Annotated in this window: 23 protein-coding genes; 16 read left to right on the forward strand and 7 right to left on the reverse strand. The window is 66.2% G+C overall.

Annotated features, from left to right (window positions below; all coding sequences use genetic code 11):
• Window positions 1-16: 16 nt before the first annotated feature.
• The 5 genes from ACFJGT_RS08400 to ppx all read left to right on the forward strand — a co-directional run bounded on the left by ACFJGT_RS08400 (window position 17) and on the right by ppx (window position 6,279).
• Window positions 17-547 carry a CDP-alcohol phosphatidyltransferase family protein gene (locus ACFJGT_RS08400; protein ID WP_377847795.1) on the forward strand — a complete coding sequence of 177 codons (531 nt, stop codon included), beginning with the start codon at window positions 17-19 and terminating at the stop codon, window positions 545-547.
• An 89-nt stretch (window positions 548-636) separates the two neighbouring features.
• Window positions 637-1,746 (forward strand): AI-2E family transporter, encoded by a 1,110-nt coding sequence (locus tag ACFJGT_RS08405; RefSeq protein ID WP_377847797.1) that lies wholly within the window; start codon window positions 637-639, stop codon window positions 1,744-1,746.
• Window positions 1,747-1,753: 7 nt separating this feature from the next.
• Window positions 1,754-2,452: a hypothetical protein gene (locus ACFJGT_RS08410; RefSeq protein WP_377847799.1), complete on the forward strand. Its 699-nt coding sequence runs from the start codon at window positions 1,754-1,756 to the stop codon at window positions 2,450-2,452.
• 121 nt (window positions 2,453-2,573) lie between these two features.
• Window positions 2,574-4,769: an RNA degradosome polyphosphate kinase gene (locus ACFJGT_RS08415; protein WP_377847801.1), complete on the forward strand. Its 2,196-nt coding sequence runs from the start codon at window positions 2,574-2,576 to the stop codon at window positions 4,767-4,769.
• A 28-nt stretch (window positions 4,770-4,797) separates the two neighbouring features.
• On the forward strand, window positions 4,798-6,279 hold the full coding sequence (ppx, locus tag ACFJGT_RS08420; RefSeq protein ID WP_377847803.1) for an exopolyphosphatase: 1,482 nt from the start codon (window positions 4,798-4,800) through the stop codon (window positions 6,277-6,279).
• A 95-nt stretch (window positions 6,280-6,374) separates the two neighbouring features.
• Here the strand turns inward: ppx and metC are convergent, their stop codons facing one another.
• Window positions 6,375-7,565, reverse strand: a complete 1,191-nt coding sequence (gene metC / locus ACFJGT_RS08425; RefSeq protein ID WP_377847805.1) for a cystathionine beta-lyase — start codon at window positions 7,563-7,565, stop codon at window positions 6,375-6,377.
• Between the two features lie 265 nt (window positions 7,566-7,830).
• Between metC and ACFJGT_RS08430 the strand changes: the two genes are divergently transcribed.
• The 5 genes from ACFJGT_RS08430 (at window position 7,831) to ACFJGT_RS08450 (ending at window position 13,811) form a co-directional block, all read left to right on the forward strand.
• Complete coding sequence (locus ACFJGT_RS08430; protein WP_377847807.1) at window positions 7,831-8,853, forward strand: amino acid ABC transporter substrate-binding protein; 1,023 nt, start codon at window positions 7,831-7,833, stop codon at window positions 8,851-8,853.
• 160 nt (window positions 8,854-9,013) lie between these two features.
• Complete coding sequence (locus tag ACFJGT_RS08435) at window positions 9,014-10,039, forward strand: amino acid ABC transporter substrate-binding protein (protein ID WP_377847810.1); 1,026 nt, start codon at window positions 9,014-9,016, stop codon at window positions 10,037-10,039.
• A 370-nt stretch (window positions 10,040-10,409) separates the two neighbouring features.
• Window positions 10,410-11,606, forward strand: a complete 1,197-nt coding sequence (locus ACFJGT_RS08440; RefSeq protein WP_377847812.1) for an amino acid ABC transporter permease — start codon at window positions 10,410-10,412, stop codon at window positions 11,604-11,606.
• Window positions 11,607-11,616: 10 nt separating this feature from the next.
• Window positions 11,617-12,996 (forward strand): amino acid ABC transporter permease, encoded by a 1,380-nt coding sequence (locus ACFJGT_RS08445; protein ID WP_377847814.1) that lies wholly within the window; start codon window positions 11,617-11,619, stop codon window positions 12,994-12,996.
• 20 nt (window positions 12,997-13,016) lie between these two features.
• Window positions 13,017-13,811 (forward strand): amino acid ABC transporter ATP-binding protein, encoded by a 795-nt coding sequence (locus ACFJGT_RS08450; RefSeq protein ID WP_377848949.1) that lies wholly within the window; start codon window positions 13,017-13,019, stop codon window positions 13,809-13,811.
• Window positions 13,812-13,917: 106 nt separating this feature from the next.
• On the opposite strand, the gene ACFJGT_RS08455 is transcribed toward ACFJGT_RS08450, so the two are convergent.
• Window positions 13,918-15,078, reverse strand: coding sequence for a glycerophosphodiester phosphodiesterase (locus ACFJGT_RS08455; protein ID WP_377847816.1), 1,161 nt, complete (start codon window positions 15,076-15,078; stop codon window positions 13,918-13,920).
• A gap of 241 nt (window positions 15,079-15,319) precedes the next feature.
• Between ACFJGT_RS08455 and mbfA the strand changes: the two genes are divergently transcribed.
• Complete coding sequence (gene mbfA, locus ACFJGT_RS08460; RefSeq protein WP_377847818.1) at window positions 15,320-16,309, forward strand: iron exporter MbfA; 990 nt, start codon at window positions 15,320-15,322, stop codon at window positions 16,307-16,309.
• A gap of 128 nt (window positions 16,310-16,437) precedes the next feature.
• On the opposite strand, the gene ACFJGT_RS08465 is transcribed toward mbfA, so the two are convergent.
• On the reverse strand, window positions 16,438-16,575 hold the full coding sequence (locus ACFJGT_RS08465) for a hypothetical protein (protein WP_170843263.1): 138 nt from the start codon (window positions 16,573-16,575) through the stop codon (window positions 16,438-16,440).
• A gap of 181 nt (window positions 16,576-16,756) precedes the next feature.
• Between ACFJGT_RS08465 and ACFJGT_RS08470 the strand changes: the two genes are divergently transcribed.
• From ACFJGT_RS08470 to ACFJGT_RS08490, 5 genes are all read left to right on the forward strand, one after another.
• Complete coding sequence (locus tag ACFJGT_RS08470) at window positions 16,757-18,049, forward strand: RsmB/NOP family class I SAM-dependent RNA methyltransferase (protein ID WP_377847821.1); 1,293 nt, start codon at window positions 16,757-16,759, stop codon at window positions 18,047-18,049.
• A gap of 89 nt (window positions 18,050-18,138) precedes the next feature.
• Window positions 18,139-18,477: a putative quinol monooxygenase gene (locus tag ACFJGT_RS08475; protein WP_377847823.1), complete on the forward strand. Its 339-nt coding sequence runs from the start codon at window positions 18,139-18,141 to the stop codon at window positions 18,475-18,477.
• 90 nt (window positions 18,478-18,567) lie between these two features.
• Window positions 18,568-20,136: a glutamine-hydrolyzing GMP synthase gene (guaA, locus tag ACFJGT_RS08480; RefSeq protein WP_377847826.1), complete on the forward strand. Its 1,569-nt coding sequence runs from the start codon at window positions 18,568-18,570 to the stop codon at window positions 20,134-20,136.
• A gap of 193 nt (window positions 20,137-20,329) precedes the next feature.
• Window positions 20,330-21,013 (forward strand): DUF2161 domain-containing phosphodiesterase, encoded by a 684-nt coding sequence (locus ACFJGT_RS08485; protein WP_377848950.1) that lies wholly within the window; start codon window positions 20,330-20,332, stop codon window positions 21,011-21,013.
• 88 nt (window positions 21,014-21,101) lie between these two features.
• Complete coding sequence (locus ACFJGT_RS08490) at window positions 21,102-21,413, forward strand: I78 family peptidase inhibitor (RefSeq protein ID WP_377848951.1); 312 nt, start codon at window positions 21,102-21,104, stop codon at window positions 21,411-21,413.
• 135 nt (window positions 21,414-21,548) lie between these two features.
• Here ACFJGT_RS08490 and rpmG read toward each other — a convergent pair whose 3' ends face one another.
• The 4 genes from rpmG to rnr all read right to left on the reverse strand — a co-directional run bounded on the left by rpmG (window position 21,549) and on the right by rnr (window position 25,386).
• Complete coding sequence (rpmG, locus tag ACFJGT_RS08495; RefSeq protein ID WP_038367996.1) at window positions 21,549-21,716, reverse strand: 50S ribosomal protein L33; 168 nt, start codon at window positions 21,714-21,716, stop codon at window positions 21,549-21,551.
• A 141-nt stretch (window positions 21,717-21,857) separates the two neighbouring features.
• On the reverse strand, window positions 21,858-22,592 hold the full coding sequence (locus ACFJGT_RS08500) for an NUDIX hydrolase (protein WP_377847828.1): 735 nt from the start codon (window positions 22,590-22,592) through the stop codon (window positions 21,858-21,860).
• Window positions 22,592-23,035 (reverse strand): DUF983 domain-containing protein, encoded by a 444-nt coding sequence (locus tag ACFJGT_RS08505; protein ID WP_377847830.1) that lies wholly within the window; start codon window positions 23,033-23,035, stop codon window positions 22,592-22,594. The genes ACFJGT_RS08500 and ACFJGT_RS08505 overlap by 1 nt, the downstream gene beginning before the upstream one ends.
• Window positions 23,035-25,386, reverse strand: coding sequence for a ribonuclease R (gene rnr, locus ACFJGT_RS08510; protein WP_377847833.1), 2,352 nt, complete (start codon window positions 25,384-25,386; stop codon window positions 23,035-23,037). Before rnr ends, ACFJGT_RS08505 begins: the two co-directional genes overlap by 1 nt.
• Window positions 25,387-25,577 lie beyond the last annotated feature (191 nt).

A 25,577-nucleotide genomic window follows, 5' to 3' on the forward strand; every position in this document is an offset into this window, starting at 1 on the left:
GGGCGACACTGCCGCCATGACGATCCCCAACCTGATCACCATCGGCCGCCTGTTCCTGGTGCCGCTGGTCATCGTCATGATCATCAATGCGAACTGGGATGCGGCGTTCATCCTCTTCGTCGTCGCCGGCATCTCGGACGCGGTCGACGGCTTCCTCGCCAAGCGCTGCGGCATGGCGAGCGAATTGGGCGCATGGCTCGATCCGGTCGCCGACAAGGCGCTGATCGTCTCGATCTACATCACGCTCGCCGTCGTCGGAGCGATCCCGGTCTGGCTCGTCGTGCTCGTCGTTGCGCGCGACCTGATGATCGTGGCGGCGGTGATCCTGTCCTGGCTGCTCGACAAACCATTGACGATCGCGCCCATCGTCGTCAGCAAGCTCAACACCGCCGCGCAGATCGGCTTTGCTGCATTTGCGCTGGGTTCTCGCGCCTTCGGCATCGAACCCGGTGGACTGACGCTGGCCTGTGAACTCCTCGTCGCTCTGTTGACGGTCGCCTCGATGACGGCCTATCTCGCCTTCTGGCTGCGCCACATGGCAGGTTGACGGGGCTTTCCACGATAGCGGTTGGAAACGCGGCCCCCGATGCACATCTGACATAGGCGCTGGCCATGAGATGCGAGAGAGGCTGATCGATGACGTTGCAACGCCAGATCGGCTTCTGGGTCGGCTCCCTTCTTGTCTTCGTCCTGTTTCTGGTCGTGCTGCGCGACGTGCTGCTGCCCTTCATCGCGGCGCTGGCGCTGGCCTATCTGCTCGATCCGCTCGCCGACCGGCTGGAGCGAATGGGCATGAACCGGCTGGCGGCGACGATCGTCATCCTCGTCGTCTTCCTGCTCATCTTCGTGCTGGGGCTGGTCCTGCTGGCACCCTTGCTCGGCCAGCAGCTCGCCGGCCTCGTCGCGCGTCTGCCGGGCGACGCCGCCAAGCTCCAGGCGCTGGTGCTGGAGAAGGGGACCCCCTGGCTCGAACGCTTTGGCGCCTCCGAACTCACCAAGGACGCGCAGAGCTCGCTCGGCAATCTCGTCGGCGACGGCATGAAATGGGTCGGCGGCCTGCTGCAATCGCTCTGGAGCGGCGGCACAGCCATCGTCGGCGTGTTCTCGCTGCTGGTGCTGACGCCGGTCATCGCGTTCTACCTGCTGGTCGACTGGGACCGCATGGTCGCGACGGTCGATAGCTGGCTGCCGCTCGACCATCGCGACACCATTCGCGGCCTGCTGCACGAGATGGATAGGGCGATCGCCGGCTTCCTGCGCGGACAGGCGCTGGTCTGCGTGCTGCTCGGCGGCTTCTACGCCATCGGCCTCAGCCTGATCGGCGTCAATTTCGGCGCGCTGATCGGCATCATCTCGGGCTTCCTGTCCTTCATCCCCTATGTCGGCTCGCTGACCGGGCTCGTGCTCTCGGTCGGCGTCGCGACGGTGCAGTTCTGGCCGGACTGGACCTGGCCGCTGGCGACGCTCGGCGTCTTCTTCGCCGGGCAGTTCCTCGAAGGAAACATCTTCCAGCCCAAGTTCGTCGGCGATTCCATCGGCGTGCACCCGGTCTGGCTGATGTTCGCGCTGCTTGCCTTCGGCTCGCTGTTCGGCTTCGTCGGTCTGCTGCTGGCGGTGCCGCTCGCGGCCGTCATCGGTGTGCTCTGCCGCTTCGCGCTGCGGCAATATCTCGCCAGCAACCTCTATCACGGCGGCGATGCCACCCGCGCGGCGGCGGCGAAGGCGCGCATCGGCACCGACGCCTGAGTTCTTCATGTCCGAAATTCCCCCGCGCCCGCGCCAGCTTGCCTTCGACCTGCCGGTCGACAGCCGCCATGGTGTCGAGGACTTTCTGGTCGGTGCTTCCAACGAGGCCGCCTATGGCCTGATCGAGCGCTGGCCGGCCTGGCCCGAGGCTTGGCTGCGCCTCACCGGGCCGGAGGGCGCCGGCAAGACCCATCTCGCCGCGATCTGGGCGCGGGCCGCCCATGCCTGGACGATTCCAGCAAGCGAGCTGAACGAGGCACAGGTGCCCCACCTCGTCTCGGGCGGCGCGCTGGTGATCGAGGATTGCGATGCCGGCGCCCTCGACGAGCATGCCCTGTTCCACCTGATGAACGCCATCAAGGCGCGCGGCGGCTCCCTGCTGCTGACGGCGCGAAGCGCGCCCGACCTCTGGGGCCTGAGCGTGCCGGACCTGCTCTCGCGGCTTCGGCTGGCGCCGGCCGCGACGATCGAGCCGCCGGATGACGGGCTGCTGCGGGCGCTGCTGGTCAAGCTCTTCATCGACCGCCAGCTCGTGGTCGATATCGCTGTGATCGACACCCTCGCCATGCGGATGGAGCGCTCCTTCGCCGCCGCGCGGCAGGTGGTCGACCGGCTCGACCGCCTCGCGCTCGAACGCGGCCGGCGCGTGACGCGCCCGCTGGTTCAGGAGGCGCTGGCGGAACTGTTTCCGGAGGAACCGGGTTGAACCCGGCCCCATGCGCGCAGGTCGCATGCTTCAAATCATGTCGCTTGTCATCGAACCGTCGCACTAGAATGGCTTCAACGGCAGCATGAGCGGAAAGACGACCAGGACGCGAGTGAAGCGCATGACCCTCGACACCGTGATCGACGAGCCGGAGAAGCTGTCCAGCGAGGCTGACGCGGCGCCGCTGCGCCACCAGCCGGAGCGCTTCATGAACCGCGAGCTGTCCTGGCTCCAGTTCAACCGCCGCGTGATGGAGGAGGCCTCGAATCGCAGCCACCCGCTGCTGGAGCAGCTGCGCTTCCTCTCGATCTCCGCGAACAATCTCGATGAATTCTTCATGGTCCGCGTGTCCGGCCTGCGCGAGCAGCTCAAGGCCGGTGTCGTCACCCGCAGCCAGGACGGCCTGACGCCGGCCGGCCAACTCGTCGCCATCGGCGAGGCGGTCGCGGCGCTGACTGCCGACCAGCAGGCGCGCTGGGCCGAGCTGCGCAACGAACTGCACGGCCATCGCATCCACCTGCTCCAGCCGGGCGATATCGGCGCGCAGGACCGCATCTGGCTCGAGGATTACTTCCTCAACTACATCTTCCCGGTGCTGACGCCGCTGGCGATCGACCCGGCGCATCCTTTCCCCTTCATTCCCAATCTCGGCTTCACCATCGCGCTGGCGCTGGAGCGCAAGAGCGACGGGCGTCAGCTCGACGCGCTGATCCGCGTGCCCACCAAGATCGACCGCTTCGTCGAATTGCCGGACCTGGCGCGCGAGGGCCTGCACCGCTTCATCGCGCTCGACGACGCGGTCTCGCTGTTCATCGGCAAGCTCTTCCCCGGTTACGAGGTGAAGGGCGCCGGCTCCTTCCGCATCATCCGCGACTCCGATCTCGATATCGAGGAGGAGGCGGAGGACCTCGTCCGCGTCTTCGAGACCATGCTGAAGCAACGCCGGCTCGGCGTGGTCATCCGGCTCGAACTCTCGACCGGCATGCCCGACCATCTGCGCCGGATGATCGTGCGCGAGCTCAAGGTCGATAGCGACGAGGTCGTCGAGGTCAACGGACTGATCGGCCTGACGGAACTCTCGCAGCTCGTCGGCGTCGACCGGCCGGATTTGAAGTTCAAGCCTTACAATGCCCGCTTCCCCGAGCGCATCCGCGAGCATGGCGGAGACTGCTTCGCCGCGATCCGCCAGAAGGACCTGCTCGTCCATCACCCCTATGAGAGCTTCGACGTCGTCGTGCAGTTCCTGCAGCAGGCGGCGCGCGACCCCAACGTCGTCGCGATCAAGCAGACGCTCTACCGCACCTCCTCCAACTCGCCGATCGTCAAGGCGCTGACGGAGGCGGCCGAGGCCGGCAAGTCGGTGACAGCGCTGGTCGAGCTCAAGGCCCGCTTCGACGAGGAAGCGAACATCCGTTGGGCCAAGGAGATGGAGCGCGCCGGCGTCCAGGTCGTCTACGGCTTCATCGAGCTGAAGACCCATGCCAAGCTGTCATTGGTGGTGCGCCGCGAGGCCGGCCAGCTCGTCACCTATTGCCATATCGCGACCGGCAACTACCACCCGATCACGGCGCGCATCTACACCGACGTCTCCTTCTTTACCGCCGATCCCGTGCTGTCGCAGGATGTTGCCCGCGTCTTCAACTTCATCACCGGTTATGCCGAGCCCGACGGGCTGGAGCGCATGGCGGTCTCGCCGACCGGCCTGAAGCAGCGCCTGCTCGCCGATATCGCCGAGGAGGTCGCCCATGTGAAGGCCGGCCGCAAGGGCGCGATCTGGGGCAAGTGCAACTCGCTGGTCGATCCCGAGATCATCGATGCGCTCTATGATGCGAGCCAGGCCGGCGTCGAGATCGATTTCGTTGTGCGCGGCATCTGCTGCCTCAGGCCCGGCGTGCCCGGCCTCTCCGACAACATCCGGGTCAAGTCGATCATCGGCCGCTTCCTCGAGCATACCCGCATCTACGCCTTCGGCGCCGGCCACGGCATGCCGTCGCCCAAGGCCAAGATCTACATTTCCTCGGCCGACCTGATGCCGCGCAACCTCGACCGCCGGGTCGAGGCGCTGACGCCGATCCTCAATCCGACTGTGCATCAGCAGCTGATGGATCAGATCATGCTGGCCAATTGGCTCGACAACGAGCAGAGCTGGACGATATTGCCCGATGGCGGCTCGCGCCGCATTGTCCCCGCGCCGAACGAAGAGCCGTTCAATGCGCATAAGTACTTCATGACGAACCCGAGTCTGTCCGGACGTGGAAAATCGCTCTCCAACTCAAGTCCCCGTTCCCTCTCGCGCCGAGGGGGACGCAAGGCCTGAGCTCAAGCATGCGCCGGGGCGGCTCGCGTTGTCCCACACCATCGCCATCGTCGATATCGGCTCGAACTCGGTCCGCCTCGTCGTCTACGAGATGCTGGCTCGCGCCCCCGCGCAGGTCTTCAACGAGAAGGAAATGGCGGGTCTCGGCCGGCAGGTCGCCTCGACCGGCCGTCTCGCCGATGACGCCGTCGCCAAGGCGATCAACGCGCTGGTGCGCTTCCGCATCCTCTGCGAGGCCATGCATGTCGGCGAGATCCGCGTCATCGCCACCGCAGCGGCGCGCTATGCCAGCAACGGGCCTGAGTTCATCGCCCGCGCCGAGGAGGCGATCGGCCAGCCGATCGAACTGATTTCCGGCGGGCGCGAGGCGGTGCTCTCCGGCCTCGGCGTGATCTCGGGCTTCGACAATCCCGACGGCGTCGTCGGCGACCTCGGCGGCGGCAGCCTGGAGCTGATCTCGGTCAAGGATGGCGCGGTGGGGCAGGGCGCCAGCGTCCCGCTCGGCGGCCTCGCCCTGCTCGACCGCTCGAAGGGCTCGCTCAGGGCGGCCGAGAAGATCGTCAAGGACGAACTCGACAAGCTGCCCCAGCTCGCTGCGATGAAGGGGCGGGATTTCTACGCGGTCGGCGGTACTTGGCGCGCGCTTGCGACGCTCCATCAGCATCGCGCGGCCTATCCGCTGAACGTGATGCACGGCTACGCCGTGCCGACCCGCGACGTCGCCGATTTCGTCAAGCTGGTCGAGCGGGCCGATGTCTCGGTGCTGGACGCGATCGATTCGGTGTCGTCGGCCCGCCGTCCGCTTTTGGCCTATGGCGCATTGGTGCTGGACGAACTGATCAAGCGCGGCAAGCCGCGCGCGATCATCATCTCGGCGCAGGGCGTGCGCGAAGGGCTGCTGCATGAGCAACTCTCGCCGGAGGAGCAGAGCGCCGACCCGCTGATGCAGGCCGCGCGCGACTACAATCTGCTGCGTGCCCGCGACCCGCGCCATGCGGCCGAGCTGATCGCCTGGACCTGCGGTATCCTCGAGACGGCGGGGCTGCCGCAGGACGAGCCCTCCGGCCGGATGATCGAGACCGTCTGCCTGCTCTCCGATATCGGGTGGCGCGCCCATCCCGATTATCGCGGCGAGCAGAGCATGAACGTCATCGCCCACGCCTATTTCACCGGCCTCGACCATGTCGGGCGCGCCTTCCTGGCATTGACGATCTTCCACCGCTACGCCGGGATGAAGGCGAGCTCGCCGGCCGCGGCCGGCCTCAAGACGCTGCTGCCGCCGGCGATCCTGGCGCGGGCGATGCTGATCGCCGCGATCTTCCGCGTCGCCTATCTGCTCTCGGCCGGCATGTCCGGCATCCTGCCGCGCATTCCGGCGGCCTGCGTCGACAACCGCTTGCTCCTGCGCTTTCCCGCCGATCTCTCGGCGCTGGCGAGCGAGCGCGTCGAGGGGCGGCTCAAGCAGCTGGCGAAGCTGCTCGGCCGCGATTTCGAGATCGGCAGGCTCTGAGGCGCTGTCGACTCAGCGCAAAGGCTGCGTACCACTCGTTGTCATTCCGGGTTCTTCGCTGCGCGAAGCCCCGGAATGACAAGCGGCTTGTCGACTTACCCCACCGCCCGCAGCCGGGCGAAGCCGGCATCGAGATCGGTCTTGAGGTCTTCGATATCCTCCAGCCCGATATGGATGCGGATCGTCGGCCCCTTGAAGTCCGGCTTGGTCGCGGTGCGGTACTCCTTGCAGTCGAAGGGCAGGACGAGGCTCTCGTAACCGCCCCACGAGGCGCCGATCCCGAACAGCGTCAGCCCGTCCAGCATCGCACCGACGGCCTTCATCGAGACCGGCTTCAGTTCGAAGGTGAAGAGCGAGGAGGCGCCGGTGAAGTCGCGCTTCCAGATCTCGTGGCCGGGCGCGCCGGGCAGGGCGGGATGCAGGACGCGGGCGACCTCGGGGCGCGCCTGCAGCCATTCGGCGATGGCGATGCCCGCCGGCATCTGCTCCTTCAAGCGGATCGCCATCGTGCGCATGCCGCGCAGCGTCAGGAAGGCGTCTTCCGGGGCGACGATGAGCCCGAGCTGGCCCCAGGCCGCGCGCAGCTTCTTGTAAAGCTCCGGCGTGCGGGCCGAGACGGTGCCGATCAGCACGTCCGAATGCGCGGCGTAATACTTGGTGCCGGCCTGCACCGAGAGATCGACGCCGAAGGTGTGGGCATCGAAGAACAGCGGCGTCGCCCAGGTATTGTCCATCGCGACCAGGATGTCGCGCTCGCGCGCAGCCGCGATGATCGCCGGGATGTCCTGCATCTCGAAGGTCTGCGAGCCCGGCGCCTCGGTCCAGACCGCCCTGGTGTTCGGCTTGAACAGCTTGGCGATGTCGCCGCCGACCAGCGGATCGTAATAGGTCACCTCGACGCCCATCCGCTTCAGGAAGGTGTCGCAGAAGATTCGTGTCGGCCGGTAGACGCTATCCGTCACCAGAACGTGATCGCCGGAAGACAGCAGGGTGAGGAAGGCGAGCGTGCAGGCCATCAGCCCCGATGGCGTCACGACGACGCCGGCACCGCCCTCGATCGTGTTGGCGGCAGCGATCAGCGCATCGATCGTCGGGTTGCCATCCGTGCCGTAAGTGTAGCGCGCCTTGCGCACCAGGAAGTCTTCGGTGTTCGGATAGACGACCGTCGAGCCTCGTACGATAGGCGGATTGACAAAGCCGTAGCTGTCGGCGGGGTCGCGGCCTGCCAGCACGAGGCGCGTGCGCTCGCCGAGGCGCGCAAATTCAGGCGAAGTCAGCTTTTTCATGGAACGGCACGGCCAGGAAACGGGAAAATCATGGTCAGGCTTGACCACTCCCCCCAAACTCGCATGTGATGTATGCAGGGAACAAGGGGCGGCTCATGCGTATGGCGGTTGCTTGACGCTCATGGGACGCTCTGGCAATCGACTCGAGGATATGGCGACGCCGCGCGAAAGCGGGATGAACCGAGCGGCGAAAAAGCCGCCGGCGGCGGCACCAGAAATATCTTCCGGCGTCAGCCGGATCAGGGGTTCCAACGGGAGAGTACCGATGAAAAAGTTTATTGCAGCCGCCCTTGCGGCCGGGATCGGCATGGCGCTGTCCGCGACCGGGGCCTCGGCCCAGGCCACGCTGGCGCAGGTCAAGCAGCGCGGCATCCTGAATTGCGGCTCGAATACCGGCCTTGCCGGCTTCGGCGTGCCGGATGCGCAGGGTAATTGGAAGGGGCTCGACGTCGATCTCTGCCGCGCCATCTCGGCGACGATCTTCAACGACCCCAACAAGGTGAAGTTCATCCCGCTCTCGGCCAAGGACCGCTTCACGGCGCTCCAGTCGGGCGAAGTCGACGTGCTCGTGCGCAACTCGACCTGGACGATGACGCGCGACGCCTCGCTCGGCCTGCTCTTCACCGGCGTGAACTATTATGACGGCCAGGGCTTCCTCGTCCGCAAGAAGCTCGGCGTGAACTCGGCGCTGCAGCTCAACGGCGCTTCGGTCTGCACCCAGCAGGGCACCACGACCGAGCTGAACCTCGCCGACTACTTCCGCGCCAACAACCTGAAATACGAAGTCGTCGCCTTCGCGACCTCGGACGAGACGGTCAAGGCCTATGATGCCGGCCGCTGCGACGCCTTCACCACCGACGCCTCGGGCCTCTATGCCGAGCGCCTGAAGCTGACGAACCCCGACGAGCATCTCGTGCTGCCCGAGATCATCTCGAAGGAGCCGCTCGGCCCCTCCGTCCGCAACAACGATCCGCAGTGGTTCAACCTGATCAAGTGGGTCCACTTCGCCATGCTGAATGCCGAGGAACTCGGCGTCACCCAGGCGAATGTCGAGCAGCAGCTCAAGTCCGAGAACCCGGAGATCAAGCGTCTGCTCGGCACCGAAGGCAAGTTCGGCGAGCAGGTCGGCCTGACCGCGGACTGGGTTGTCCGCATCGTCAAGCATGTCGGCAACTACGGCGAATCCTTCGAGCGCAACGTCGGTCAGGGCTCGCTGCTCAAGATCGCCCGCGGCCAGAACGGTCTCTGGACCAAGGGCGGCCTGCAATACGCCCCGCCGGTTCGCTGAGAGGCTTGCGGGGCGCCGGTTTGACCGGCGCCCCGTTTCCGTTTCGCATGCGCGCTCCGCGGTGGCCTTCGCCGACGGCGCGCAGGATTTGAGTGTTCGATTGCCGCACGGTGCCGTCGCTGTTGTCGTCCAGGGCCTGTTCGCCATGGGAAAAGCAAGGATGCCGCCCATCGTCGCGATGGTATTCGCCGCCATGGCGATCCTCGCGCCGGTTGATGGGCGGGCTGCTCTGGAGAGCGGCTTGCTGGAGCAGGTCAGGCATCGCGGCGCTGTCATCTGCGGTGTGGCGCCCTCGCTGGCCGGTTTCTCCATTCCCGACAGGCAGGGACGCTGGACCGGCTTCGATGTCGATCTCTGCCGGGCGGTCGCGGCCGCGATCTTCGACGATCCCGAAAAGGTGCAGTTCGTCCCGCTCCTGTCCAAGGATCGCTTCACGGCGTTGCAGACGGGCGAGGTCGATCTGCTCTCGCGGACCTCGACCTGGTCGATGGCGCGCGACACCGGGCTCGGCCTCAACTTCACCGGCATCAATTTCTACGGCGGCGAGGGTTTCATGGTCCGGGGCAAGCTCGGCCTGACCTCGGCGCTTCAACTCAACGGCGCCTCGGTCTGTGTGGAGCAGGGCACGACGACGGAACTCAATGTCGCCGATTTCTTCCGCAGCCACGGACTGAAATACGAGATCGTCGCTTTCAAGGGCAGCGAGGAGACCGTCGACGCCTATGCCAGCGGCCGTTGCGACGCCTATGCCTACGACCGGGCCGGTCTCGCGATCCAGCGGATGAAGCTCCCGGTGCCGCAGGAGCACGTCATCCTGCCGGAGACGATCTCGAAGGAGCCGCTCGGCCCTGCCGTCCGTCATGGCGACGATCAATGGTTCGATCTGGTCAAATGGACGCTCTTCGCCATGCTGAACGCCGAGGAACTCGGCGTCGGCCAGGACAATGTCGCGGCGATGCGGGCCTCGGAGCGGCCCGATATCCGCCGGTTGCTCGGCATCGAGGGCGATTTCGGTGAGGCGCTCGGCCTCGATCGCGATTGGGCCTATCGCATTCTGCGTCATGTCGGCAATTATGGTGAATCTTTCGAGAGAAACCTCGGTCGGGACTCGCCTCTGAAGATCGAACGTGGCCAGAATGCGCTGTGGACTCGGGGTGGCCTGCAATACGCTCCGCCGATCCGCTGAAAAGGGCCGGGTAAATCCGGTTCGGAGCAAAATGAAACGGAGCCGGAAGGCTCCGCACGAGACGAAGCAGTTGGGGCAGGGTCCGGATCGTCTGGCCCGGGACTTGCTGGCAAGCCGAGAGCGGGACGAACCCGCTCCGAACAGGGGAATGGCATGAGGAACATGATCTCGTCGGCGGCTGCCGGCGCCGGATACCTGTCGCAGCGCATGGCGCGGATCGGGGCCGGGGGCTGAAAGAACGGCGCGCGGCCTGCCGGCCGGGCGCGATCACAAAACCAGAAGAGTGGCACGGGCAACAAGACGACCGCGGCGCAACCGCACCGCCGCAGGATCGCCGGCCACGACAAGCGAAACAAAAAGGGCGTGACAGGTGTCGAGCATTCCCACCGAACAGGTATCACCCGGCAAGGCGTCGTTATTCTACGACCCGAAGATCCGAGGCTATGTCTATCAGATCGCTCTGGTGGCGATCGTCGCCTTCCTGATCTGGTCGGCGGCCTCGAACGCGATCGAGAACCTGCGCGCGCAGAAGATCGCCTCCGGCTTCGGCTTCTGGCACAACGCCGCCGGCTTCGACATCAACCAGAAGCTGATCCCGTTCTCGGCTTCGGGCGGCTCGACCTATGGCGATGCGTTCATCGTCGGCCTGCTCAACACGCTGCTGGTCGCCGGACTGGGCATCATCTTCGCGACCTTCCTCGGCTTCTTCGTCGGCGTCGCCCGGCTGTCGAACAACTGGGTCATTTCGAAGCTCGCGATGATCTATGTCGAGGTCATCCGCAACATCCCGCTGCTGCTCCAGCTCTTCTTCTGGTATAACGCGGTCCTGAAGCCGCTGCCGAATCCGCGGGATTCGATCAAGCTGCCGACCGGCGCGCTGCTCAACAACCGCGGCCTCTACCTTCCCGATCCGCATCTGGGCCCCGGCGGCAGCCTGATCGTCTGGGCCTTTCTGATCGGCCTCGTCGCCACGCTCGTCTTCCGCTCCTGGGCGCGCAAGCAGCAGGCGGCGACCGGCCGGCAGTACCCGGTCGGCTGGGTCGCTCTCGCTCTGATCGTGGTCGTGCCGGCGCTGATCTACTTCGTCCTGGGGCGACCGGTCAGCTTCGTCTATCCCGAGCTCGCCGGCTTCAACCTGCGCGGCGGCATCCAGATCTTCCCGGAATTCGTGGCGCTGCTGATCGGCCTCACCACCTACACGGCCGGCTTCATCGCCGAGGTCGTGCGCGCCGGCATCCTCGCGGTGTCGAAGGGGCAGACCGAGGCAGCGCATGCGCTGGGCCTGCGCAACGGGCCGACGCTGAAGCTCGTCGTCATCCCGCAGGCGATGCGCGTCATCATCCCGCCGCTGACCTCGAACTACCTCAACCTGACCAAGAACTCGTCGCTGGCGGTCGCGATCGGCTATCCCGATCTCGTGCAGGTCTTCACCGGCACGGTGCTGAACCAGACCGGCCAGGCGGTCGAGGTCGTGGCGATCACGATGGCGGTCTATCTGACGATCTCGCTGGTGACATCGCTCTTCATGAACATCTACAACAAGCGCATGGCGCTGGTGGAACGGTGAGGGCTGCGCGATGACCGACGCAACAACCGAAAACGCGCCCTTCGCCTTCGTCCGCAAGGAAACGCTTCCGCAGGAGCCGGCGCCGCTTTCCGTCGCCGGCCCGCTGGCCTGGATCAGGGCGAACCTGTTCTCCAGCCCGCTCAACATCATCCTGACGCTGCTTTGCGTCTGGCTGGTGATCGACACGGTTCCGGGAATGATCCGCTTCTACATCCTCGATGCGGTCTGGACCGGTACGAACCGTGACGCCTGCCTCGCCGACAAGGTCGGGCGCCCGGTCGGCGCCTGCTGGGCCTATATCGCGGATCGGACCCAGTACTTCATCTACGGCTCCTATCCGGTGGCCGAGCGCTGGCGCGTCAACATCGTCTTCGTGATGTTCGCGCTCGGCGTGGTCTGGCTGCTCTGGAACAGGATGCCGTTGAAGAAGGTCGGCTTTTTCTTCTTCTTCGTCATCATGCCGGCGAGCGCCTTCATCCTGCTGCTCGGGGGCCCGCGCGCCGAGAGCTTCCTGCGCTTCCTGATCATCGCCACCTTCGCTCTGGCCGTGCTCTATCTGGTGCTCTCCTTCGCGCCGGGGCTGATGAAGTTCTGGATCGGCGAGGGGCAGCTCGCGGTCGAGGAGGCGATGCCGCCCTGGCAGCGCTTCTACCGGCCGAAGCGCCTGATCCTGATGTCGCTCGTCGTCTTCGGGCTGCTGGCGATCCTGGCCGACAAGATCGGGCTGCCGCGCGTCGATACCGGCCTCTGGGGCGGCATGACCGTCACCTTCCTGATCTCGGCGGTGGGCATCGTCTTCTCGCTGCCGCTCGGCGTGCTGCTGGCGCTCGGCCGGCGCTCCAAGCTGCCGGCGATCCAGCTGCTCTCGGTGATCTTCATCGAGTTCGTGCGGGGCGTGCCGCTGATCACCGTGCTGTTCATGGCCAACACCATGCTGCCGCTCTTCGTGCCGCAGGAATATTCGCCGGACCGGCTGCTGCGGCCGCTGATCGGCGTCGCGCTCTTCGCCGCCGCCTATATGGCGGAGGTGGTGCGCGGCGGCCTTCAGGCGATGCCGAAGGGCCAGTACGAGGGCGCGATGTCGCTCGGCCTCGGCTACTGGCAGATGATGCGCCTGATCATCCTGCCGCAGGCGCTGCGGATCGTGATCCCTGGCATCGTCAACACCTTCATCGGGCTGTTCAAGGATACGACGCTGGTCACCATCGTCGGCATCTTCGACTTCCTGCGCACCATCGAGGCGACGCTGATCGATCCGACCTGGGCGACGCCCACGACACGGTCGACAGGCTACGCTTTCGCCGCCATCTTCTATTTCCTGTGCTGCTGGGGAATGTCGCGCTACTCGATCGCGGTCGAGAAACGCCTCGCCGCCGGCCAAAAACGTTGAGAGGGACGACAACCATGGCAATGGCAGAAACCAAGACGACCGACTCCCGCCCGGCAGCGCTGAAGCAGACCTCGCTGAACACCGCGACGGCGGTCGAGATGATCGGCGTGAACAAGTGGTACGGCGAGTTCCACGTGCTGCGCGACATCAACCTGAAGGTCTCTCGCGGCGAGAAGCTGGTCATCTGCGGCCCGTCCGGCTCGGGCAAGTCGACGATGATCCGCTGCATCAACCGGCTGGAGGAGCACCAGAAGGGCCAGATCATCGTCGACGGCACGGAGCTCACCAACGATCTCAAGAAGATCGACGAGATCCGCCGCGACGTCGGCATGGTGTTCCAGCACTTCAACCTGTTCCCGCATCTGACGATCCTGGAGAACCTGACGCTGGCGCCGATCTGGGTGCGCAAGATGCCGAAGAAGGATGCCGAGGAGATCGGCATGCACTATCTCAAGCGCGTCAAGATTCCCGAGCAGGCCCATAAATATCCGGGCCAGCTCTCGGGCGGCCAGCAGCAGCGCGTCGCGATCGCCCGCTCGCTGTGCATGAGCCCGAAGATCATGCTGTTCGACGAGCCGACCTCGGCGCTCGATCCCGAGATGGTCAAGGAGGTGCTCGACACCATGGTCTCGCTGGCGGACGAGGGCATGACCATGCTCTGCGTCACCCACGAGATGGGCTTCGCCCGCCAGGTCGCCGACCGCGTGATCTTCATGGATGCCGGCCAGATCGTCGAGATGAATACGCCGAACGAGTTCTTCAAGAACCCGCAGCACGAACGCACCAAGCTCTTCCTCAGCCAGATCCTGCACTGAACCTGGAAGACTTGTTCGACAACAGAAGGGCGCGCCGGCATTCCGGCGCGCCCTTTCCGTTTCGATGGCCTGACGCCGCGCGTTTCGTTTCGCGAGGCGAGGGCGCTTACTTGCCGTCGCGCGCCTTCACGGCCTGGTCGGGGAAGTCGGAGAACAGCCCGTCGAGGCCCAGCGCGAAGAAGGCCTTGTATTCGGCGCCGGCGTCGCCCTTGAAATCGGAGGTCAGCCGCTTCGGCTCGCTGCGGAAGGTCCAGCTATGGACCAGCAGCCCGGCGGCATGGGCGTCCTTCACCACATTGGTGGGGGCGATCAGCGTGCGGTCGCGCTCGTCGATCACGCCGTCGCCGTTCAGGTCCTGCGGCTTGCCGTCGGCGCCGATCGTCTGCTTCGAGCCGATCAGATAGGGCTTCCAGGGCCCGACGCCGTCGGCATAGGTGGCGATCTCCTTGAGGCCCTCGGCCGAGAGCATGTCCTGGAAGGTCCGCTTGTCGCCGAGCACGGCGAAGTCGTAGGGCCGGTCGAAGGGCGCGACGAGCGTGACCTTGCCGTCCTTGTCGACGCCGTCGCCATCGACGAGCTGGACGAGGCGCAATTGCGTCTTCGGGCGCAGGTATTTCAGGTTCGCCGTCTCGAAGCTCTGGATGAAGACCGGCGCCGCCTTGTCGGTCCAGCCGGCGGCCTTGAGCATGTCCAAAAGCTTGTCCTCGAAGGCGAGGCCGAGCGCGGCGTGATAGGTCGGGTGCTTGGTCTCGGGATAGATGCCGATGGTGCGGCCGGTGCGGGTGCTCTCGGCCTTGGCGAGGTCGATCACCTCCTGGAAGGTCGGGATCGCGTACTTGCCGTTATGCGACTGGTCGCGATCGGCGAAGGCCTGCTTGGCCCTCAGCGTCTTGATCTCGGCAGCGGTGAAGTCGTTGGCGAACCAGTCGGTGGTGTCGACGCCGTCGACCTTACGGGTGGTCTTGCGGTTGGCGAACTCCGGGCGATCGGCGACATCGGTCGTGCCACTCAGCATCGGCTCGTGGCGGACGATCAGCACGCCGTCCTTGGTCGAGACGAGGTCGGGCTCGATGAAGTCGGCGCCCTGCTGGATCGCGAGCTTGTAGCCCTCGATCGTATGCTCCGGCAGGTAGCCGCTGGCACCGCGATGGGCGACAACGATCGGCTTCTGGCCGGAAAGCGTCGGGGCCGCCTGCGCGAACGCAGCCGGAGCCTGGAAGGCCAGAGCGGCGAGGAGCGACGTCGAGAGAAGGAGGTGCTTTGTCATGATTGGGCCCAGCCTCGCGAAAATGCGGGCGACCTTAAGGCGGCCGATATGACACGGCCATGAAGGTCAGTGCTCGGATTTGAGGGGAGTACCGTTGGCTGCCGAATGTGGCGGCAGCTTTGGAGGACGGACCTGGGTCGGCTGGCGACCCGTTACGGATGTCGCCGACGCCTCCCCACGCTGGACATTAGATTAGAATATTTCTAAAGAAAGCACCTGCTCGTCGTCCGCAGGTTTCCCGATGCCCGCCCTCTTTTCCATCTTCCACCCGGCCCGCCGCAGGTTCGACGACCTCAGCGCGCAGGAGGTTCTGTCGCTCGCAATCCTCGCCGAAGAGGAGGACGGGCGCATCTATGCCGCCTACGCCGCCAATCTGATCGAGCAGTTTCCTGCCTCGGCAGCGATGTTCGATGCCATGGCAGCCGATGAGAACGAGCATCGGCGCGTCTTGCTCGACCTCTATGTTCGCAAATTCGGCTCCACGATCATCCCCATCCGCCGCGAACATGTCGAAGGCTTCTACGCACGGCGTCCTCTGTGGCTGGTGAAGTCCCTCCCATTGGAGCGCGCGCGAGCCGAGGCCGCCGACATGGAGCGGCAGGCCGAAGCCTTCTATCGGCTGGCCGCCGCGCGCAGCACCGACGCCGAGACGCGAAAGCTCCTTGGAGACCTTGCCGCCGCGGAAGCGACGCATGAGCGCAAGGCCATGACATTGGAGGAGGGCCTAGCGACCAGCGACGAAGGTCACGCGGAAGCCGACCACGCCAAGCGCCAGTTCGTTCTGACTTGGGTTCAGCCGGGACTTGCGGGCCTGATGGACGGCTCCGTTTCGACACTGGCCCCGATCTTCGCAACCGCATTTGCCACGCAGAACCCGTGGACGACCTTCCTGATTGGTCTGTCGGCTTCAATCGGTGCCGGCATTTCCATGGGTTTTACCGAGGCGGCGCACGACGACGGCAAGCTTTCGGGCCGCGGAGCGCCGTGGAAGCGTGGGCTGGCGTCTGGCATCATGACCACGCTCGGCGGGCTCGGCCATGCTCTGCCCTACCTTATCCCCCATTTCTGGACCGCAACGGCCATCGCGCTCTGCGTCGTCTTCGTCGAGCTATGGGCCATCGTGTGGATACAGAACCGCTACATGGAGACCCCGATAGGGCGAGCCATGTTCCAGATTATCCTCGGCGGACTGCTCGTGTTGGCGACGGGCATTCTGATTGGCGGTGCTTGAGCGCCCAAGCCACCTGCTGCTTCCTCGCCTATAGAAAACCCGCCCCGGCGGAGGCCGGCGCGGGTTGTACTGTCGCTGGCAGATACGAGCGGGAGGCCGCTTGGCGCAGCCATCCCTCCCGCACAATCTCAGCGGCGGTTCTCGAGGGTCGTCTTGGCGTCGAGGCGCTTGGAGGCCGGCGGGGTATAGTCCGGCTGCTGGGTGGCGCAGGCGGCGAGGCCCAGCGCGACGAGGCTCAGGATGACGATGCGGCTGGCGCTTTTCATGTGTGTGTATCCCAATGGCCGCGACATGCGGTTGCATCGTCTTTCCGCTTGTGGAACGACCGCGTCAAGAGTGTGACGATGGGGGCATTATGCCCCTGCGTCATGCTTGAATCGGTCGAAACAGGTTCGGCCCCGTTTTTGCGGCGCCCCGGAAGCCGTCCGGCGCCAGGATTGAAGCGTCATGACCCCAGCCGCCCGGATCAGCGCCGCCATCGAGGTGCTCCAGGATATCGTCGAGCGCCGCCGTCCGGCCGCCGATTCCCTCAAGGACTGGGGCCTCTCGCGCCGTTTCGCCGGCTCGAAGGACCGGGCTGCCATCGCCTCGCTGGTCTATGACGCGCTCCGGCGCAAGGCCTCCTCCGGCTTTGCCATGGCCTCCGAGACGCCGCGCGCGCTGGTCCTCGGCATGCTGGCGGGCCTGCGCGGCCTTGGCGTCGCCGAGATCGCGGCGCTCTGCTCGGGCGAGAATCACGCGCCGCCGCCCCTGAGCGACGACGAGACCGCGCTGCTCACGGCCTTCTCGGTCGAAGGGGCCCCCGAATGGGTGCAGGCGGACGTACCGGAATGGCTCTGGCCGTCCTTCCGGGCGGGCCTCGGCGAGGCCGCCATCGCCGAAGGCGAGGCGCTGGCCGCCCGCGCGCCGATTGATCTGCGCGTCAACCGCCTCAAGGCCGGCCGCGACGCCGTGCTGAATGACCTCGCCCATCTCCAGCCGGAGCCAGGCCCCTGGTCGCCCGACGCCTTGCGCTTCCAGCCCGGCCATGACGGCCGCGGTCCCTCATTGCAGACAGAGCCCGGCTTCTTCGCCGGCGCCTTCGAGATCCAGGACGAGGGTTCGCAGCTGGTGACGCTGCTCGCCGGCGCACAGCCCGGCCAGACCGTGATCGATCTCTGCGCCGGGGCAGGGGGCAAGACGCTGGCGCTGGCCGCGCTGATGGCCAATCGCGGCAGTCTCTACGCCACCGATCTCGACAGCCGCCGCCTCGCGCCGCTGCATGACCGGCTGGCGCGCTCGGGCGCCTCCATCGTCGAAGTTCGCATTCCCCGCTCGCGCGGCCACGAGCCCTTCGCCGATATCGCAGGCCAGGTCGACCTCGTGCTGGTCGACGCGCCCTGCACCGGCTCCGGTACCTGGCGGCGCAACCCGGATGCGAAATGGCGGGTGCGCCCCGGCGCGCTGGCCGAGCGTATCAAGGACCAGGCCGAAGTGCTCGCCCGCGCCGCGAGGCTGGTGAAGCCGGGCGGCCGCATCGCCTATATCACCTGCTCGGTGCTGCCGGAGGAGAATGACGAGGCCATCCGCGCCTTCCTCGGCAAGCACCCCGGCTTCTCCGCCATCGCGCCGATCGATGTGCTAAAGGGCGCCGAGAGCGACGTCTCGCTGCTCGCCCGCTTCGGCACAGCCTACGGCCTGCAGCTCTCGCCGCGCCGCACTGGCACGGACGGGTTCTATCTCGCCTGCCTGCAGGGCTGAGGCCGCGACGGGCCGCCTGACGGTATCATCCGGCTCACCAAGGGCGGGAATTGTGCGTTCTTGCGCCGCGATACCGCTCCGCTCATCTCATGACCATCACCAATCGCATGAGAATGGTCATGAGCGCGAATACGGAAACCTTCGTCTCCCTTGCTGTCCTGAAGGCGAAAGCCGGCCGGCGAGAGGATCTGCGGGCGGCGCTTCTCGCCCTGATCGAGCCGACGCGGGCGGAAGTGGGTTGCCTCGACTATGTCCTGTTCGAGCAGCGCGACGAGCCAGGCACGTTTTGCATGCGCGAAGCGTTCCGCAGCCGTGCGGCGCTCGATACCCATATCGCCACCCCGCATTTCCAGGCTTTTGCCGCAGAAATGGAGGCGCTTCTGGCCGAGCCGCTGCGCCTGATCGTTCTGGATCAGGTTTCGTCCTGAGACGGCGATTTGCATTCCGGCATGGCCGCTCCGCCCTGACGCGGAGGCGGCCCCGTTGCGCGCGCCCGCGCGATCCATTAACGGAACGCGATGACGAGCGCTCAGCCCCATCACGACTCCATCCTCATCATCGATTTCGGCTCGCAGGTGACGCAGCTGATCGCGCGGCGCATCCGCGAGATCGGCGTCTATTGCGAGATCGCCCCGTTCCAGTCCGCTTCCGAGGCCTTCGCCCGCATGAAGCCGAAGGGCGTGATCTTCTCGGGCGGCCCGGCCTCGGTGCCGGACGAGGGCAGCCCGCGCGCGCCTGAAGCGGTCTTCTCCGCCAATATCCCCCTCATGGGCATCTGCTACGGCCAGCAGACCATGGCGCATCAGCTTGGTGGCAAGGTCGAGGGCGGGCACGCTGCCGAGTTCGGCCGCGCCGATGTCGAGATCGTCACGCCGTCGGCGCTGTTCGAGGGCGTCTGGGAAGAGGGCGGCCGCTATCCTGTCTGGATGAGCCATGGCGACCGGGTCACGCAGCTTCCGGCCGGCTTCACCGTCAAGGCGACCTCCGAGAACGCTCCCTATGCCGTCGCGAGCGACGAAGAGCGCCGCTTCTACACCACGATGTTCCACCCCGAGGTGGTCCACACCCCGGATGGCGGCAAGCTGCTGCGGAATTTCGTCGTCGGGATCTGCGGCTGCAAGCCGGATTGGAGCATGTCCGCTTATCGCTCCGAGATGAAGAAGAAGATTAAGGAGCAGGTCGGCACCGGCCGCGTCATCTGCGGGCTTTCCGGCGGCGTCGACTCGGCGGTCGCGGCGGTGCTGATCCACGAGGCGATCGGCGACCAGCTCACCTGCGTCTTCGTCGATCACGGCCTGATGCGGATGAACGAGGCCGAGGAGGTCGTCCGCCTGTTCAGGGATCACTACAACATTCCGCTCGTGCATGTTGAGGCCGAAGAGCTTTTCCTCTCCGAGCTCGCCAAGTGCGGCGCCGATCCGGAAGCCAAGCGCAAGACCATCGGCCGGCTCTTCATCGACGTCTTCGATGCCGAGGCCGCCAAGCTCGGCGGCGCCGATTTCCTGGCGCAGGGCACGCTCTACCCGGACGTGATCGAGAGCGTCTCGTTCTCGGGCGGCCCTTCGGTGACGATCAAGAGCCACCACAATGTCGGTGGCCTGCCCGAGCGCATGAAGATGAAGCTCGTCGAGCCGCTGCGCGAATTGTTCAAGGACGAGGTCCGCGTGCTCGGCCGCGAACTCGGCCTGCCCGAGGCCTTCGTCGGCCGCCACCCCTTCCCGGGGCCGGGCCTCGCCATCCGCTGCCCCGGCGAGATCACCCGGGAGAAGCTCGACATCCTGCGCAAGGCCGATGCGATCTATCTCGACGAGATCCGCAAGGCCGGCCTCTACGACGTGATCTGGCAGGCCTTCGCCGTGCTGCTGCCGGTGCGCACCGTCGGCGTGATGGGCGACTACCGCACCTATGACCATGTCTGCGCGCTGCGCGCCGTGACCTCGGTCGACGGCATGACGGCGGATTTCTATCCCTTCGACATGAACTTCCTCGGCCGCGCCGCGACCCGCATCATCAACGAGGTCAAGGGCATCAATCGCGTCGTCTACGACGTGACCTCGAAGCCCCCCGGCACGATCGAGTGGGAGTGATCGGACACTGTTCCGATCTGCTCGGATCGCGCTCGGGCTGACGATAGACCGTTGAGATAAATCCATCCGCCATCGGCTGACCATCCCGGCCCATGCGGGTGGATTTTTCGTTTGAGCATCATCGCGCCGAGCGACGTTTGCCTCTCCGAAACGACTGCCGTTCAAGATGGCGCTCAGCTCTCTGGAGGTGGATGTGGAAACGTCGCTCTATCTGCCCGTCAAGCGCTTCCTCGAAGGGCTGGGTTACACCGTCAAGGGCGAGATCGGGCCTTGCGATCTCGTCGGGCTTCGCGATGGCGATCCGTCCATCGTGGTGATCGGCGAGCTGAAGCTGAGCTTCAATCTGGAGCTCATCCTGCAAGGCGTGGACCGGCTCAGCCTCGGCGACGAGATCTGGCTCGCGGCGCAGCTCTCCATACGAGGCAAGGGGCGCGAGAGCGATCCGCGCTACCGCAACCTCTGCCGCCGCCTCGGCTTCGGCCTGCTCGGCGTCTCGAAGGCCGGCCATGTCGATATCCTCGTATCGCCGGCCGCCCCGACGCCGCGCAAGGATCCGCGCCGGCGCTCGCGGCTGGTGGATGAGCACAAGCGCCGTTTGGGTGATCCGGCCATGGGCGGAGGTACGCGCAAGCCCATCATGACGGCCTACCGCCAGCAGGCGCTGGCTTGCGCGGCAGCAATGGCGGTAGAGCCGAAGCGCCCACGCGACCTCAAGCCGTCCTGCCCGGATGCGCAGAAGATCCTGCATCGCAACGTCTATGGCTGGTTCGAGCGCTCCGGGCGTGGCGTCTACGCGCTGACCGAGGCCGGCCGCAGCGCCTTGGCTGCATGGCAGGTTCAGTTCCCGGCGAGCCCGGCAGCGGAGCTCGCGGCCTGAGCATAGCCATCCCCTTGCCACGGCCGCGACTCAACGCGATCGTAGAGCCTCCGGCGATCGTTCGGGTGGCCTGAAAGGGGTTGTGACGATGACGCAGAGATTTCTGGCGGCCGGAGTTCTGTCGCTCGTGGCGTTGACGCTGGCAGCCTGCCAGAGCGATGCGCAACAGGCTCCGTTGGGAACTGCACCCGGCTTGCCCGGTGCGTGCAGCGAGGATGAGGCCGAGGCGCTGGCGGGCAAGGCCCGCATTGGCGATGCCGAGGCCCAGCAAGCCACCGGTGCCACCATCGTCCGGCAGATTCGGCCGGGGCAGGGCGTGACGATGGATTATCGCCGGGAGCGCGTAACCATCGAGACCGATCCGAAGAGCGGAAGGATCATCCGCGCCTATTGCGGTTAGGGAAAACCGCGGGAGCCATCCGGGTCATCAGCTTGCCTGAACGCCGCTGCCTTGGCCGCGAGAGACTGAAGCTCCAAACGAAAAAACCGCCCGAAAGGGCGGTTTTCAAATCGTACCAGATCGGGAGGCCAAGCCTCACTTGATCTTGGTTTCCTTGAACTCGACGTGCTTGCGCGCGACGGGGTCGTACTTCTTCTTCGACATCTTCTCGGTCATCGTGCGCGAGTTCTTCTTCGTCACGTAGAAGAAGCCAGTGTCGGCGGTCGAAAGCAGTTTGATCTTGATCGTCACGGCCTTGGCCATGGGTCTATCCTCGAGCCATGCGGGCCAGAGGCCCTCGGAAAAGAAAATGGCCGGGCGAACCCGGCAAACCGTCAGCGCGGGGAATGCCGCAAAGGGCCGGCGAAGTCAAGGAAGAATAGCTCTCCCGGGATCGCCGTCGCCTCAGAGCTCCTCGCGTACGAAGCTGCCGCGCTTCTCCCAGTAGAACGGGACGGGCAGATAGGGCGCGAAACCGCCCTCGATGCGGGCCTCGACCTCCTGGATGATCACTTTGGTGATCGTCGGCAGATCGAGCTCCTTGGCCTCGTCGAAATCGACCCAGACCAGATCGACCAACTCCGAATCGGGGCCGATGATGCCGTCGACCCGCTTGGCGACGGCGGAGGCATCGATCGCGAAGAAGCGGGTGTCGAATCGCTTCGGCCGGCGCGGCGGCGTGATCGCGCGCGCGACGAAGGTGACCGCCGAGAGATCGGGATAGATGCCCTGCGCCGCGAAATCGCTCCAGCTTCCGGGCGGCGGCGCATCCGGTGCGCCGAACTCGTCCGAACCGAAGAGCAGGCCGGTTTCCTCGAAGGTCTCGCGGATCGCGGCCATCGCCAGCGCGCGCGCCTTGCCGGCGCTGGGGCGCAGGCAGCGCTTGCCGAGCCGGTCCTCGCAGATCTGCGGCACGGCGCCGGTCGCGACCATCTGCCGGTCGCCGGCATCGACGCGCCCACCGGGGAAGACGTATTTGCCCGGCATGAACTTGTGGCTCGCGTGGCGCTTGCCCATCAGCACCTTCGGGCGCGTGCCGCTGCGATCCAGGATCATCATGGTCGCCGCGTCCTTCGGACGCTGATTGGCGGTGGTGCGCGCCCGTTCGGCTTGGGTCAGGGTGACGGTGTGATCGGTCATCAGCGTGGTTCCGAGGGAGGCAGGGGCTGGCGCTCGGGCCGGGCGGGCTCACCGCCGAAGCCATGCATGCGCACGGCCCATTGCAGGCCGACGACGCCGCCCTTCACAGGCTGCATCAGAGCGAAGGACAGGAGGATCGTGAGCAGCGGCCAGACGGTCATGTGCAGCCACATCGGCCAGTCCGCGAATTTCTCGGCCAGCAGCAGGCCGCCGACGATGATGTGGCCGACGATGGTGATGACGATATAGGGCGGCAGGTCGTCGGCGCGCTGGTGATGCAGGTCCTCGCCGCAGGCTTCGCATCGATCGACGGGCTTCAGGAAGGCGCGGAACAGCCGGCCCTTGCCGCAATGCGGGCATCGGCCCCGCAAGCCGCGCGCCACCGCCTGGCGCCAGTCGCGCTCTTCGAGATGCGTGTCCGCGCTATGGACCTGGACGCCCATCACCGCCTCTTGCCGGGCTTGCCCTTGCCGGGTTTGTTCTTGCCGAAACCGCCCCCGCCGGGCTTGCCCTTCTTGCCGAAGCTGGCAGCCGGCCGGCTCGTTCCGAACGGCACCGCCCCGCCGCGCCGCCTGCCGGCGCCGCTCGTGGCGACTTTTCGTCCCTCCGAGAGCAGTTCGAAGCGTAGGGCGCCCGCGACCGGCGCAGCCTCGACCAGCTTGACATGGACCCGGTCGCCGAGGCGCCAGCTCTCGCCGGTGCGCTCGCCGATCAGCGCATGGGCGGCCTCATCATAGCGGTAGTAGTCGCCGCCGAGCGTCGAGGCCGGGATGAAGCCGTCGGCGCCGGTGCCGTCGAGCTTCACGAACAGGCCGGCCTTGTGCACGCCGCCGATGCGCCCGTCGAAGCTCGCACCGATCTGGCCGGCCAGGAAATGCGCGATCAATCGGTCGGTGGTCTCGCGCTCGGCCGCCATAGCGCGCCGCTCCGCCGCCGAGATGCGGGTCGCCACCTCGCGCAGTTCCGCAAGCGTGGCGCTTTTCGGCAGGCCGTCATCGCCGAGCTTGAGCGCGGTGATCAGGGCGCGATGCACGATCAGGTCGGCATAGCGCCGGATCGGTGAGGTGAAATGGGCGTAGCGGCGCAGGTTGAGGCCGAAATGCCCGTAATTCTCGGCAACATATTCGGCCTGCGCCTGCGTGCGCAGCACGACCTCGTTGATCAGCGTCTCGTTTTCCGAGCCCTTGATCATGCCGAGGATGCGGTTGAACAGCACGGGCCTGAGCGCCCCGTCCTGCGGCAGCTTGATGCCGATCGAGGCCAGGACTTCGCCCAACGCGCGCATCTTCTCCAGCGAGGGCTCGTCATGGCAGCGATAGATCAAGAGGCTGCCGGCCTTCTCGAGCGTCTCGGCCGCCGCGACATTGGCGAGGATCATGAATTCCTCGATCAATCGATGCGCTGCCAGCCGGTCCGGCACGATGACGCGATCGACGGAGCCGTCGGGCTTCAGGACCAACTTGCGCTCGGGCAGATCGAGTTCGAGCGGCTGGCGCTGGTCGCGGGCGCGCGCTGCGATGCCATAGGCCGCCCAGAGCGGCATCAGCACGCTCTCGCGGATCGGCGCGGTCTTCTCGTCGGTCTGCCCGTCTATCGCGGCCTGAGCCTGCTGGTAGGAGAGCTTCGCCGCCGAGCGCATCAGCACGCGGTGGAAGGAATGGCTCTTCTTCGAGCCGTCGGCCTTGAGCACCAGCCGGACGGCGAGCGCCGGCCGGTCCTCATGCTCGCGCAGCGAACAGAGATCGTTCGAGATCCGCTCCGGCAGCATCGGCACGACGCGGTCGGGGAAATAGACCGAGTTGCCGCGCTCCAGCGCCTCACGGTCGAGCGCCGAATGCGGCGTGACGTAAGCTGCGACATCCGCGATGGCGACGGTGACGACGAAGCCGCCAGGATTGTCCGGGTTGTCGTCCGGCGTGGCATGGACCGCGTCGTCATGGTCCTTGGCGTCGGCCGGGTCGATGGTGACGAGCGGCAGTTCGCGCCAGTCCTCGCGACCCTTGAGGCTGGCGAGCGGCGCATTCGCGGCTTCCTGAAGCGCCGCCGGCGGGAATTCATGCGGAATGCCATGGGCATGGATCGCGATCAGGCTGACCGCGCGCTCCGATTTGATCGAGCCCAGCCGCTCGCGCACCTGCGCCTCCGGCGGGCCGAAGCGGCTCTCGCGACGCAAGCTGACCGAGACGAGGTCACCGTCTTCAGCCTCTCCGGTGCGGCCCTTCGGGATGAGCGCCTCGCGCCCCAGCGATTTCTTGTCGATCGGCACCAGCCGGCCGGAGCCGTCGGGCAGGGCGCGGAAGATGCCGAGCACGGCGGCCCGGGCCTTGCCCATCACCTTGAGCACGCGGCCGGAATAACCGAAGCCGTCGACGCCGCGCAGGCGTGTCAGCTTGAGGATGACATGGTCGCCGACGCCGGGCGCGGGCGCCGCTGATTTGTCCTTGCGCCGCCCCTCGCGGCTGCGCTCGATCAGGATCTGCGGCGGGTCGCCGTTCTCGGCCGCGTCCCATTCTAGCGGCTGGGCGATGAGATCGCCCTCGCGGTCGCGGCGCTTGATCTCGGAAAGCAGGACGGGCGGCAGCGCGCCGCGCGGATGGACCGGGCGTGCCTCACCGTCGCCGCCGATCTCGCCTTCTTCCGCCAGCTCCTTGAGCAGGCGCTTGAGCCAGATCTTGCCGCCGCCGTCGAGCCCGAAGGCTTTGGCGATCTCGCGGCGGCCGACCTCGCGGCCGGCAGCGCGCTCTTCCTCGATGAAGTCGAGAATGGCCTCGCGGCTCGGATCAGGAACGGACACGGCCGGTACTCGTGGCGTTGGGCAGGGAAAAGCGTGACACGCCGCCTGTCTGCCACGGCTTGCGGCCGGGCGCCAGCTTGGGCGGCCTGAAAGCAAGAAGGGCAGCCCTTGCGAGCTGCCCTTCCATTGCCGAACCGCGACCCGGCGAACCGGATCTGAAGGTGCGAAAACTCACGCGGAATAGAAACCCC

Origin of the sequence: Allobosea sp. UC22_33, assembly GCF_042700715.1 — a bacterium.
GTDB lineage: Bacteria > Pseudomonadota > Alphaproteobacteria > Rhizobiales > Beijerinckiaceae > Allobosea.

Coding starts and splice junctions, on each gene's coding strand:
- ACFJGT_RS08400 (WP_377847795.1), top strand. CDS start 17: ATGACGATCCCCAACCTGATCACCATCGGCCGCCTGTTCCTGGTGCCG.
- ACFJGT_RS08405 (WP_377847797.1), top strand. CDS start 637: ATGACGTTGCAACGCCAGATCGGCTTCTGGGTCGGCTCCCTTCTTGTC.
- ACFJGT_RS08410 (WP_377847799.1), top strand. CDS start 1,754: ATGTCCGAAATTCCCCCGCGCCCGCGCCAGCTTGCCTTCGACCTGCCG.
- ACFJGT_RS08415 (WP_377847801.1), top strand. CDS start 2,574: ATGACCCTCGACACCGTGATCGACGAGCCGGAGAAGCTGTCCAGCGAG.
- metC (WP_377847805.1), bottom strand. CDS start 7,565: ATGAAAAAGCTGACTTCGCCTGAATTTGCGCGCCTCGGCGAGCGCACG.
- ACFJGT_RS08430 (WP_377847807.1), top strand. CDS start 7,831: ATGAAAAAGTTTATTGCAGCCGCCCTTGCGGCCGGGATCGGCATGGCG.
- ACFJGT_RS08435 (WP_377847810.1), top strand. CDS start 9,014: ATGCCGCCCATCGTCGCGATGGTATTCGCCGCCATGGCGATCCTCGCG.
- ACFJGT_RS08445 (WP_377847814.1), top strand. CDS start 11,617: ATGACCGACGCAACAACCGAAAACGCGCCCTTCGCCTTCGTCCGCAAG.
- ACFJGT_RS08450 (WP_377848949.1), top strand. CDS start 13,017: ATGGCAGAAACCAAGACGACCGACTCCCGCCCGGCAGCGCTGAAGCAG.
- ACFJGT_RS08455 (WP_377847816.1), bottom strand. CDS start 15,078: ATGACAAAGCACCTCCTTCTCTCGACGTCGCTCCTCGCCGCTCTGGCC.
- mbfA (WP_377847818.1), top strand. CDS start 15,320: ATGCCCGCCCTCTTTTCCATCTTCCACCCGGCCCGCCGCAGGTTCGAC.
- ACFJGT_RS08465 (WP_170843263.1), bottom strand. CDS start 16,575: ATGAAAAGCGCCAGCCGCATCGTCATCCTGAGCCTCGTCGCGCTGGGC.
- ACFJGT_RS08470 (WP_377847821.1), top strand. CDS start 16,757: ATGACCCCAGCCGCCCGGATCAGCGCCGCCATCGAGGTGCTCCAGGAT.
- ACFJGT_RS08475 (WP_377847823.1), top strand. CDS start 18,139: ATGACCATCACCAATCGCATGAGAATGGTCATGAGCGCGAATACGGAA.
- guaA (WP_377847826.1), top strand. CDS start 18,568: ATGACGAGCGCTCAGCCCCATCACGACTCCATCCTCATCATCGATTTC.
- ACFJGT_RS08490 (WP_377848951.1), top strand. CDS start 21,102: ATGACGCAGAGATTTCTGGCGGCCGGAGTTCTGTCGCTCGTGGCGTTG.
- rpmG (WP_038367996.1), bottom strand. CDS start 21,716: ATGGCCAAGGCCGTGACGATCAAGATCAAACTGCTTTCGACCGCCGAC.
- ACFJGT_RS08500 (WP_377847828.1), bottom strand. CDS start 22,592: ATGACCGATCACACCGTCACCCTGACCCAAGCCGAACGGGCGCGCACC.
- ACFJGT_RS08505 (WP_377847830.1), bottom strand. CDS start 23,035: ATGGGCGTCCAGGTCCATAGCGCGGACACGCATCTCGAAGAGCGCGAC.